Annotated in this window: 10 protein-coding genes and 1 riboswitch; of the genes, 8 read left to right on the top strand and 2 right to left on the bottom strand. The window is 41.5% G+C overall.

Annotated elements, in window-relative coordinates:
• The 5 genes from R7Z77_RS11595 to R7Z77_RS11575 form a co-directional block, all read left to right on the top strand.
• Nucleotides 1-1,386 (top strand): methyl-accepting chemotaxis protein (locus R7Z77_RS11595; protein ID WP_318136676.1); only part of this gene is annotated, 1,386 nt, incomplete at its 5' end.
• Between the two features lie 885 nt (nt 1,387-2,271).
• Nucleotides 2,272-3,549 (top strand): OmpP1/FadL family transporter, encoded by a 1,278-nt coding sequence (locus R7Z77_RS11590; RefSeq protein ID WP_318136675.1) that lies wholly within the window; start codon nt 2,272-2,274, stop codon nt 3,547-3,549.
• Nucleotides 3,550-3,566: 17 nt separating this feature from the next.
• Nucleotides 3,567-4,763, top strand: coding sequence for a methyl-accepting chemotaxis protein (locus R7Z77_RS11585; protein ID WP_318136674.1), 1,197 nt, complete (start codon nt 3,567-3,569; stop codon nt 4,761-4,763).
• 17 nt (nt 4,764-4,780) lie between these two features.
• A complete protein-coding gene (locus R7Z77_RS11580; RefSeq protein WP_318136673.1) occupies nt 4,781-5,125 on the top strand; it encodes a hypothetical protein in 345 nt (114 codons plus the stop codon).
• A 300-nt stretch (nt 5,126-5,425) separates the two neighbouring features.
• Nucleotides 5,426-6,010: a hypothetical protein gene (locus R7Z77_RS11575; RefSeq protein WP_318136672.1), complete on the top strand. Its 585-nt coding sequence runs from the start codon at nt 5,426-5,428 to the stop codon at nt 6,008-6,010.
• A 312-nt stretch (nt 6,011-6,322) separates the two neighbouring features.
• On the opposite strand, the gene ppa is transcribed toward R7Z77_RS11575, so the two are convergent.
• Both ppa and fbp read right to left on the bottom strand, forming a co-directional pair.
• Nucleotides 6,323-6,853, bottom strand: coding sequence for an inorganic diphosphatase (gene ppa / locus R7Z77_RS11570; protein WP_226083717.1), 531 nt, complete (start codon nt 6,851-6,853; stop codon nt 6,323-6,325).
• A 127-nt stretch (nt 6,854-6,980) separates the two neighbouring features.
• On the bottom strand, nt 6,981-7,997 hold the full coding sequence (gene fbp / locus R7Z77_RS11565; protein ID WP_104975822.1) for a class 1 fructose-bisphosphatase: 1,017 nt from the start codon (nt 7,995-7,997) through the stop codon (nt 6,981-6,983).
• Nucleotides 7,998-8,309: 312 nt separating this feature from the next.
• Between fbp and mpl the strand changes: the two genes are divergently transcribed.
• The 3 genes from mpl (at nt 8,310) to thiB (ending at nt 11,550) form a co-directional block, all read left to right on the top strand.
• Nucleotides 8,310-9,671, top strand: coding sequence for a UDP-N-acetylmuramate:L-alanyl-gamma-D-glutamyl-meso-diaminopimelate ligase (gene mpl, locus R7Z77_RS11560; RefSeq protein WP_318136671.1), 1,362 nt, complete (start codon nt 8,310-8,312; stop codon nt 9,669-9,671).
• A gap of 1 nt (nt 9,672) precedes the next feature.
• Nucleotides 9,673-10,311, top strand: a complete 639-nt coding sequence (locus tag R7Z77_RS11555) for a flavin prenyltransferase UbiX (RefSeq protein ID WP_005379640.1) — start codon at nt 9,673-9,675, stop codon at nt 10,309-10,311.
• A gap of 37 nt (nt 10,312-10,348) precedes the next feature.
• Nucleotides 10,349-10,485: riboswitch (TPP riboswitch) on the top strand.
• A 72-nt stretch (nt 10,486-10,557) separates the two neighbouring features.
• A complete protein-coding gene (gene thiB, locus R7Z77_RS11550; RefSeq protein WP_213877122.1) occupies nt 10,558-11,550 on the top strand; it encodes a thiamine ABC transporter substrate binding subunit in 993 nt (330 codons plus the stop codon).

Below are 11,550 nucleotides of genomic sequence, written 5' to 3'. Positions count from 1 at the left end.
AGAGCGTACCACTTTCAGCAGTTGGCTTCCTCTTCTACACCTTTCCATGAATGTCGCACTTATTATCTGAAATCGGGCTTTGGTAGTTATGCTATTACAACAAAAGACAATACGATTGTAACCGCACTCGATGCGTCTTGGGTAGCTAAATCCATCTACGACGTACGTCCAATGTTAAAAGGAATTCGGTATAAATCTTCAATGATGTATACCAACCAAAGCGGAGAAACATTCCTTGCTCTAAAAGATGAAATCAATGATCAGTTTGACGTTCTAGCGTTCACATCATTGGATGAAAGCATCAAAAATATGCATTCGGTAATGACATGGCTCGTTGGCTTGATTTTTACTGGTGGTGCTATTTGTTGTATTGCGCTTGGGGCAGTTCTAAAACGCCAACTTAATCAACTACCAAAGATTGTTGATGTCATCGGAGGCATGGCTAATGGACAATTTGGAAGTTTCGAGATCAAAAAGAGTAATAATGAGATAAATCTAATATCTAATTCATTATCAACCATGCAACAAAGTATGAGCTCGTTCATTGGCGATACTAAATCACTCTGCAATGATGTGTTAACAAAGCAAGCTAATGTCTCTAATGTTGTGCAAAATGTTACCCAAGAAATAAACGAGGGGCTTTCTGCCGTCGAACAAGTTGCAACCGCAGCAACAGAGTTAAGCGCTACCGCCGAGGAAGTTGCTAAAAACGCTTCAGATGCAGAGGTAGCAACAAATGAAGCACTTGATGCTGTTAGTCGTGGTTCTATGGTATTAACGCGCGCAAGGGATACAAATGAACAAGTACGCTCTTCTATTGCAGAAAGTATCGCAGTGGTTAGTCAATTGCGCGGTTATTCGGAAGAAATAGGAACCGTACTTGAAATGATCAGCGCTGTGTCTGAACAAACTAACCTACTTGCACTTAACGCTGCCATCGAAGCTGCAAGGGCTGGTGAACAAGGTCGAGGTTTTGCGGTAGTGGCTGATGAAGTTCGAACATTAGCAAGCCGCACCCAAGAATCTACCGACATAATAAGAGACTTTATTAACCAACTGCAAGAGCAATCGAAAACTGCCGATAATCTAATGAAGCATAACTCGCACTTAATGGATGAATCATCAAAGACGAGTGATGAGCTTAATACCTCATTCCAAGAAATAACGGTACAAATAGATAACATTTCGCAAATCAATTCAATGGTAGCTACAGCATCAAGTGAACAGTCATGTGTAACACAAGATATTTCAATGCAGATTAATGGGATCAACAGTAACGTTAAGAGCTATTCGAACGCTTTCAATGAAACAGAGAAGTCCTGTGCTGAAAGTTCAGAAAGAATAAACCAACTAAACAAATCTTTAGAGTTCTTTAAAAGCGAATAGAGCGAGTATAAGTAACGAAATACAACATCATAAATAACTGAGATAAATATTAACCAGCAAAGAAATTTCAAGCGATATGAATGTGATTCTTCGAGTTAGAAAAAAACTTAAAATCGGATAACTGTGAGTATTACAGGGCGTTGAGATGATTTGGTTTATAAATCAATTAAATTATTTGAACGTCATGGAAATAATCATAAGTGTTATGAATGTTTCGTAGATATGATATATAAAAATAATTTTTCGGGTAATTGATTAATGGTAAATAAATGTAAGCTCTGTAAGGGTGATGGTATTATTATTGAGCTAGGAATCGACAAAATGTTCATTTGTAAGGATTGCGTTGAATATTTGAGTTTTCTACATTGTGAAAATACTTTTGATTTGTTGCCAGAGGTTGCGGCTTCGATTTTTAATGCACATTGCAGTTTAATATTATTAAGAAAAACTTTACCTCAACTTATACAGCATCATCAATTCAGCGAACTAACTAGTGAGTTAACAGGCGCAGTATCAGCATTAGGACGAATCCTTGATAGCTCAGAGAACGAGATACACGAATCGATAATGGAGCATTTGTACGAACAAAAAAATCAATTGGAAACGTTACTTAATTTATATGATCTGCCTGTAAGTAATTAGGTATAGGTGATTGATATGGAAGCAACTAAAACAATTATTGTACGTAATTTTGGTAGTTTCTTCGATATGTGCGATAACGAGTTGGTGAATAATTTAAACGTTCACTGCACGTTTTTTTGTTAATGAAGATGAAAAAAAATTTATGGAAGAATTATTTTTAAAAAAAGGTGGTAGAAAACTGTCCACTTCATCGAAAAAAAATTTCTTTCAGAAATTAAATATAAACATTTAGATTAAATAATTATGTTATTAAATGAAGTTAGTAAAAATTTAGCAGTGGTGTTAATTTTGTGTGGTTTTTCATCGCAAGTCTTTGCGGGAGGATATATGTTCTCTGAGCTTGGCGAACTGAGCACAAGTACGGCTGGCGCAGGTTCTGCTGCCGTAGCTGAAGGCGCTGAAGCTGCTTTTGTAAACCCTGCGAGTATGGTTCGCTTAAAAGGAAAACATATTGCGACCAACTTAGGCCTGCTTAATCTTGATAGTACTTATTACGATATGGGATCAAACGTAGGTGGGCACGAAAGTTCCTTTAAAGAAACGTCACTTAAAAAACTACTTCCAATCGGCAGTTTCTACTTTACAAATGAGATAGATGATAAATCTAGCTTCGGTATTGCAATGGGGGCCACTGGAGGGGCTGGTTTCGGCTATGGTAGCGGATTTTCAGGCTCAATCATGGCACAAGATGGTCTGCTACTGACTGCTCAATTAAACCCAAGCGTTGCTTACAAAGTGAATAACAAACTATCGTTGGGTATTGGTGTAAGTGCTGAAATGGCATATATCAATCAAACATTAAATACGACGGCTATCGACGGCGGACTCAATGTTATAGATGGTGAGATTTCTGCCGACGATATTTCTTTTGGTTGGAATATTGGTGTTATGTACCAGTTTAGTGATGCTAACCGTATTGGATTTGCCTATCGCTCACAAATAGAACATGAATTAGAAGGTGACTTAGCTCTTAAAGTTGAAGGACGTTATATAGGGTTGCCTTCAGGTAAAAGTTCACTTCCTGCTCAAGTGAATGTAATTATGCCAGCTCAGGTAAAACTTAGTGGTTATCACGTAGTTAAGAATAATGTTGCGTTACTGTGGACTTTGGGTTGGCAAGATTTAAGTGCAGTTCAACAAACGGATGTTATTGTCCATGGGTCTAACTCACCTATTATTCGTAGCTGGAAAGATACATATTCAACTGCTATCGGTGGTCATTTTAAGATCAATAAATCCTTGCGATTTGAACTAGGTTACTCGTACGAGACGTCACCACAAGATGATCCTACGAAAATCAATGTGGACGTTCCAACTGGACCAATCTCAAAGTACTCAACAGGTTTAACTTGGTTTATTAATGAGGCCATGAAAGCTCAGTTCTACTATGAACATCTAGATGGTAATTCAGTTCGTACTCTAGCTCCAGATAACCTAACTAATGGCCATTTAACTCAATTAAATGGTGTTTACGATTTGAATGTTCACTTTGTTGGTGCAGTATTGAATTACGCATTTTAAACAATGTAGGGGGAAAAATGATTAAAAAAATAATCAAATTATTCATAGTGCTTTTTGTGATTAGCTCTGCAATCGTCCAATATGCTATGTATTACATCGCTCAACATCTTCCCTCTGATGAACTCATTGGAGCTATTGTGAGTTCATCTTTGCAAGCTATTTTTTTGTGCGGTGGTTTATTCTGGATTTTAAGAAAAGAACTTTTATGCATAAGTCATTTACTTAATGAAATCAATGAAATGAAGGGTGGTGATTTGTGCACTAGTCAAGATCTACCGAAATTCACTAATGAGTTTGATATTATATTTAATATTCTTAATTCGTCAAAAGAAACTATATCGGAAACAATTGATGCAGTAAAAGATACTACGCTTGCTATTCTGGCTAGCGACAAACGAACAAAAGTCATTGTTGGAACTTTTATTGCCAATTCAGAACAAGAGCGTTTGGAAATTGAACAAGTTGCTACTGCAGCTGCAGAATTATCCGCTACTGCTCGTGAAGTTGCTGATAATGCTGTTAATGCTGAGCGTGCAAACAGTACTATGAATGAGGCAATACAAGGTGGTGTTGCAGTCCTAGGCCGTGCCCAACAGGTCATAACAGAGATTAATAGTTCTTTGAGTTCGTCATCTGATATTGTCAGTGAGCTTCGTGCTTATAGTGAAGAAATTAACCCTATAGTAGAAATGATTGCTTCAGTATCCGAACAAACCAATTTATTAGCACTTAATGCAGCAATTGAAGCGGCTAGGGCTGGTGAGTATGGGCGCGGCTTTGCTGTTGTAGCAGAAGAGGTCCGCGCGCTCGCTGAAAGGACACAAAAGTCTACGGTTAATATTCAAGAAGTGGTTGATCGTTTGCAGGTTAAGTCTAATGAGGCTGATGAGGTTATGTCGGTAAATAACAATTTAATTGACGAGTCAATTAAGATTGCCAGTGAACTAGAACATGCATTTAGTAGTATCTCTGAAGAGGTAGAAACACTGACTTCAATTAATGCTATGGTTGCGGCGGCATCCGAAGAGCAATCGACGGTGACTGAGGAGATCTCCATGCGTATTAACGAGATTAATCGTGGGCTTGAAGAAAATATTCAGAATGTATATCAAGCTTCAGACGATATGAAAATTAGAGATGTACGTTTGAACGAATTATCAAACCAATTAGCATTTTTTAAAACTAAGGGGCAAGTATTAATATTCATGGTTTAGGGTTAGTTCTAGAATCGATGCTGTCAAATCTGGATTTTGTCGTTGTTGTTGATCTAAAACCAGAAGTCTCACGAATAGGACGTTTAGTATATAAACCTCTTGAATTTCAAGTTGTTAATTTCGAGTATGACCTCGATCATCATTTAGTAAAACTTATCATTTCTAAATTCATACCACTTGCACCTTTAGGTAAAGTTGTCACTAATAGTGAAATAAATGGGGAGAGCATCTTTCTTGGTATGAACTTCTGCACTTTGAGTAATTCGCTTGTGCAGATTGATGTAATAGATAAAGGACAGGATCACGTTGAAGATGTTTCTGTTCATTCCTCTTTGTCTTCATTAATTCAAGTTGAGGAATAAGAATAAAAAGGAGGGTTAACTCCTCCTTTTAAAACTTGTATTAAACCGAAATTTTTTAAAATTTAACCATCAATTAAAATATCATATTCGCTATCTATACTCATTCAATTTATTCATTCCAGCAACGGTATAAGAGATACCAAACTAGCTTGTACATAAGCCATTATTTGGTGCTTAGCATGAATCTGATTTAAGCATTTTTGATGATCACGGGTATTGGCATGAATTTTATGAACATAACCGAGTAGTCTTATTTCTCATTGGAGAATGCGTTAATGTGGATTAAAAATACAGGGTAGTTTGCAGCTAGCCTTTACGATATTTATTGATGAAGAAAAACATATAAATATGAAATATATAGCACCACAAAGTATACATCGCGACTTCTTTTACTTTTACGTAAATAGTCGGTACGCATCGAAGAAATCCTATGATAAATCGCTTGTAAGCAAAATTGCTTTGCTTGCTAACGATGCTTTTGATCCCATGGTGTGGGATTCTTATAACGCAACGAATAGCGTTTCCAAAAAAGCGCTAATGCACATTATTGCTCACTTTGTTGAAACTGCGGGTAGTTCGTTCGCCGATCCGGAATACATAATGCAAGCAGTCAGTGCTTGCAGGGCAGGACAAAACTTAAACATTGAATTCCCGTCATTGTTTACAAGCAAATTCGGACAATTGTTTGCTGAAATGCATTCTCAAAGATACGGACATCGAACGGATAGTAACTTTGACGATGAATTTCCATTCACTCTATCTACGGAAGAAGTTTTTTTACCAAATGTTCGTGGCTACCGTTTAAGCTTAAACCTACAACACCTTCAAAAAATACCAAGCATCAAGAAAATCAGGTCAAGTAGTCTTGCAAGGTGCTTTTTTTAACGGCTCAGTATTTAAACTATTAATTGCTGTTAGATCGTTTTCTGGCGGCGATACTCTTAGTTATAAATTTAAAGCTAAGCGCTGTCAGTTAACTCATAAGATTAACGGCTTAAATGCTTACTTTGATGTGACATCATGATTTTTATATATACCAGTTCAACTTGAAGATGCCAGTTCCAACACCTGAAAAGTATCCGTAATTCTGGATGAGAGTGCTCCTGAAACATCTGGTGGCGTCATATCTAAAAAACGGCCCTTATCAAGGACCGCTCGTATGAGTTAGCCTTTGTAATTTTTTAGCATCAGGAGCGCTTATTTATTTTGAGCTCGCTCGTAAGATTCTAGGATTTCAGCTTTAGCGGCAGCAACATCTGCCCAACCATCCACTTTCACCCATTTGCCTGCTTCAAGCTCTTTGTAACGCTCAAAGAATTGCGTGATCTGCGCTTTCAGTAGTTCTGGGATATCGTCCACATCTTGGATGTGCTCGTACTCTTTCGAGATTTTTGAGTGGGGAACCGCAAACACTTTTGCATCTTCACCCGATTCATCTGTCATCTTCAAAACGCCAACAGGACGGCAGCGAATGACTGAACCTGGCATGAGTGGGTATGGTGTTGGTACCAATACGTCGACTGGGTCGCCATCAAGAGACAGGGTATTGTTCACGTAGCCATAGTTGCATGGGTAGAACATTGGTGCAGACATGAAACGGTCGACAAATACAGCACCAGAGTTTTTATCTACTTCGTACTTGATTGGATCTGCATTTGCAGGAATTTCGATAACGACATAGATATCTTCAGGCAGCGACTTGCCTGCTGGTACATGGTTTAAGCTCATTAGAATATTCCTTTTCATTAACGATGAGTCACACAAAAGCGGCTTCATCTGATGATAAATTCGCGTTTCACTTTAGCGACAAAAACGCGGCAGGTAAACACCTGCCGCGTTGGACAAAGGTCTGAAATTATTTTTCGTCGCGGTGCAGTTCAAGGAACTCTTCAACTTTGCGAACCATGTTCTTCGAACCCACAAAGAAAGGTACACGCTGGTGCAACTCAGTAGGCTTGATGTCCATAATGCGATTCACGCCGTCCGATGCAATGCCGCCAGCTTGCTCAATGAGGAATGCCATAGGGTTACATTCGTAAAGCAGGCGTAGCTTGCCTTGTGGGTGGCTTTGTGTGCTTGGGTAAAGGTAGATACCACCTTTCAGTAGGTTGCGGTGGAAATCAGCAACCAGCGAGCCAATATAGCGAGAAGTGTATGGGCGACCGTCTTCTGGCACGTTTTCTTGGCAGTACTTGATGTACTTCTTCACCCCTTGAGGGAAACGAATGTAATTACCTTCGTTGATGGAGTAGATCTTACCATCATCAGGAATCATCATGTTTTCATGAGAAAGACAGAAGCTGCCGATAGATGGGTCGTAAGTAAAGCCGTTTACGCCGTTACCAGTTGTGTATACCAACATGGTGGAGGAGCCGTAAATCACGTAGCCCGCAGCCACTTGCTTGTGACCAGGTTGTAGGAAGTCTTCTTCAGTTGGTGGAGTACCGATTGGAGAAACACGACGGTAAATCGAGAAGATAGTACCAACAGAGACGTTCACATCGATGTTAGAAGAACCATCAAGTGGGTCCATCAGTACTACATATTTGGCGTTTTGGTTGAGTTCTTTATTGAACGCAACTGCTTCGTCTTCTTCTTCACTGGCAACGCCACACACTTGATCACGAGCTTCAAGCGCGGCTTTGAACTTATCGTTCGCGTAAACATCGAGCTTTTGCTGATCTTCACCTTGGACATTTTCCGTGCCTACAGCACCAGTGATATCACCGAGACCCGCTGCGTTGATTTCGCGGTTAACGATTTTTGCAGCTAAACGAATGGAGGCTAAAAGGGATGATAGATCACCGCTAGCGTGGGGGAAATCCGCTTGTTTTTCGACAATGAACTCGCCTAGGGTGCGCAGTCCTGACATGGTTAATCCTTACATTTTCATTTCATTGGGGGTAGTGCGCAAGTGAGCATCTCTTTATGGATGTTAAACGTTTGCGCTGGATGTAAGTTTAAGTCGCAGATCTTTTTAATGGTAATGAAGTAACTGTTTGAGATCTCAATTTATTTGTAGACTTGTTTGAGGGCTTCATCAGTAAGCAAGAGGTTGTACAGTCTGTGTTCAACCTTGTCATATTTGTGAAAGGGACTGCAAGAAGAAGGCTAAAGTCTCTCGCTTTTCTGGTTGTGATCGCGATAATGAAAGCATTAAAGAACGCATTACAAGGTTTAGTTTATGCACATTCATATCTTGGGTATCTGTGGCACATTTATGGGCGGCGCTGCGATTTTAGCGCGCCAATTAGGGCATAAAGTCACTGGTTCTGATGCCAACGTTTATCCGCCAATGAGCACACTGCTTGAGTCTCAAGGTATTGAAATTATTGAAGGCTTTGACCCGTCTCAACTCGACCCTCAACCAGATCTTGTGGTGATTGGTAATGCGATGAGCCGTGGCAACCCTTGTGTCGAGCATGTGCTCAACACTAACATGCGCTACACCTCTGGTCCGCAGTGGCTCAACGAGTTTTTGCTGCATGATCGTTGGGTATTGGCGGTATCGGGTACACATGGGAAAACGACCACGTCGAGCATGCTTGCTTGGATACTTGAAGATTGTGGTTATCAACCGGGTTTCTTAGTCGGTGGGGTACTCGGTAACTTCGGAGTGTCTGCTCGTTTGGGTGAAAGCATGTTTTTTGTCGTTGAAGCGGACGAATATGACAGTGCTTTTTTCGATAAGCGTTCTAAGTTTGTGCATTACCATCCTCGCACTTTAATCATGAACAATCTTGAGTTTGATCATGCCGACATCTTCGATGATCTAGAAGCGATCAAGCGCCAATTCCATCATTTAGTGCGAACTGTACCGGGCAATGGATTGATCTTAGCGCCGAGGAAAGATCAAGCGTTAGCGGATGTATTAGAGCGTGGTTGCTGGACTGAAAAACAGTTCTCTGGTGAGAATGGTGACTGGCAAGCGCACAAATTAGTGCTTGATGGCTCAAAATTTGACGTTGCGTTGCAAGGTGAGAAGGTTGGTACCGTCGAATGGAATTTGGTGGGTGACCACAATGTGGATAATGCGCTGATGGCAATCGCTGCTGCACGACATGTTGGAGTCACTCCGGATCTTGCTTGCCAGGCATTAGGGCGTTTCATCAATACCAAGCGCCGTTTAGAGCTGAAAGGTGAAGAACAAGGTGTGACGGTTTACGATGATTTTGCGCATCACCCAACGGCAATTGAACTTACTGTCGGTGGTTTGCGTAACAAGGTAGGTGAAAAACGCATCCTTGCTGTGTTGGAGCCGCGTTCTGCCACCATGAAGCGAGGTGTACACAAAAACACACTTGCAGAGTCACTACACAGTGCAGATGAAGTCTTCTTGTTCCAGCCAGATAATATCGAGTGGTCTGTGCAAGACATTGCCGACCAATGCACACAGCCAGCGTTTGTCGATGCGGATATAGATAACTTTGTAGCCAAGATCGTCGAACGTGCGCGACCAGGTGACCAAATTCTAGTCATGAGCAACGGTGGCTTTGGTGGTATTCACGGAAAACTTCTTGAGCAGTTAAACAAAAAGCCTGATTGATATGCAAAACAAAACACAACCCTCTCATAAAAAAGCCATCACGTTGGCATTAACGGGTGCTTCTGGTGCTCCCTACGGCCTTCGTCTTTTAGAATGCTTGGTTGCGGCGGATTATCATGTCTACGTTCTGATTTCTTCGGCAGCTCGTGTTGTGATGGCAACCGAGCATAATCTTAAGCTACCAAGTGGCCCAGAAGCGGCGCAGCAAGCATTGGTAGAGCACCTGAACTGCAATCGAAATAACATCACCGTTTGCGGTAAAGACGATTGGTTCTCACCGGTTGCGTCTGGTTCTGCTGCACCAAAGCAAATGGTGGTTTGCCCATGTTCTGCGGGAAGCGTTGCAGCGATTGCGCATGGTATGTCAGATAACTTGATCGAGCGGGCCGCTGATGTGGTAATGAAAGAGCGCGGGCAGCTGTTGCTCGTGGTTCGCGAAACACCATTTTCAACGCTACATCTGGAGAACATGCACAAACTGTCGCAAATGGGCGTCACCATCATGCCAGCAGCTCCAGGCTTCTATCATCAGCCAAAGAGTATTGAAGACTTAGTGGATTTTATGGTGGCGAGAATTCTTGACCACTTAGGTATTGAGCAAGGTTTGGTGCCTCGTTGGGGTTATGACCAGCGTTCGTGAGCTGATTGTGTAACCACTCAAATACCTTTACAATCCATCCAACTCATCGGGGAGCAAACCCATTTTGCATTGAGTCAATCAATGCATTTGGGCGCTGAGACCTAAGTGCTTTACTAGGGACCCGTATTACCTGAACCAGATAATGCTGGCGTAGGAATTGAGTCTGGATATTGGAAATCCTTAATAGCCGCCTCAAACCCTGTGCCGCTCAACTTATTTCTCTGAAATACTCATGGAGAGCGAGCAGTGAAAACCACTCTAAATCTGATTGCCTTAGCTGCAATCACCTCTACTTCAGCGTTTGCCGCTGAAAACACATTAACCATCTATACCTACGACTCTTTTGCCGCAGATTGGGGGCCGGGTCCTAAAATCGAGCAAGCTTTTGAAGCAAAATGTGGCTGTGACGTTAACTTCGTAGCGTTAGACGATGGCGTGTCGATTCTGAATCGTCTTCGTCTTGAAGGCGGTAATAGCAAAGCGGACATCGTATTAGGTTTGGATAACAATCTGATGGCAGAAGCGAAGAAAACCGATCTGCTTGCCGAGCACAATGTGGATACGGCTAACACAGTGTTACCAAACGGTTGGAGTGACACGACGTTTGTACCGTACGATTACGGCTACTTCGCGTTTGTGTACAACAAAGAGAAACTGGCTAATCCGCCGAAAAGCATGAAAGAGCTGGTGGAAACGCGCGACGATCTGAAAGTGATTTACCAAGATCCGCGGACTTCAACGCCGGGCCAAGGCTTAATGCTATGGATGAAATCTATTTATGGCGACGATGTGACGCAAGCGTGGCAGAAGCTAGCGAGCAAAACCGTAACGGTCACGAAAGGTTGGTCTGAGGCGTATTCTATGTTCCTCAATGGTGAGTCCGATTTAGTGCTTTCTTACACCACTTCACCTGCGTACCACTTAATTGCGGAAAACGATTCGAAGTTTGCTACGGCGAATTTTGCTGAAGGCCACTACATGCAAGTTGAAGTAGCCGCCAAAGTGAAAGGGGCAAAAAATTCAGAACTTGCTGATCAATTTATGAGTTTCATTTTAAGTGATGAGTTCCAATCGGCGATGCCAACGGGTAACTGGATGTACCCAGTCACTGACGTTGAGTTACCTAAAGGTTTTGAAACTTTGAGTGTTCCAAGCAAGTCGTTGAGCTTTAGTGCTGATGAAGTGGCAAAAATGCGTAAGTCTTGGATTCGCGAATGGCAAAGCGCATTGACGTTTTAG

The organism is Vibrio sp. 1401 (assembly GCF_033340295.1).
The sequence above is the reverse complement of the archived record's forward strand: the minus strand, read 5'-3'. Positions and strand labels throughout refer to the sequence as shown.

Excerpts from the sequence above, each read along its gene's own strand:
- R7Z77_RS11590 (WP_318136675.1), top strand. The coding sequence starts at position 2,272 with ATGTTATTAAATGAAGTTAGTAAAAATTTAGCAGTGGTGTTAATTTTG.
- R7Z77_RS11585 (WP_318136674.1), top strand. The coding sequence starts at position 3,567 with ATGATTAAAAAAATAATCAAATTATTCATAGTGCTTTTTGTGATTAGC.
- R7Z77_RS11580 (WP_318136673.1), top strand. The coding sequence starts at position 4,781 with ATGCTGTCAAATCTGGATTTTGTCGTTGTTGTTGATCTAAAACCAGAA.
- ppa (WP_226083717.1), bottom strand. The coding sequence starts at position 6,853 with ATGAGCTTAAACCATGTACCAGCAGGCAAGTCGCTGCCTGAAGATATC.
- fbp (WP_104975822.1), bottom strand. The coding sequence starts at position 7,997 with ATGTCAGGACTGCGCACCCTAGGCGAGTTCATTGTCGAAAAACAAGCG.
- mpl (WP_318136671.1), top strand. The coding sequence starts at position 8,310 with ATGCACATTCATATCTTGGGTATCTGTGGCACATTTATGGGCGGCGCT.
- R7Z77_RS11555 (WP_005379640.1), top strand. The coding sequence starts at position 9,673 with ATGCAAAACAAAACACAACCCTCTCATAAAAAAGCCATCACGTTGGCA.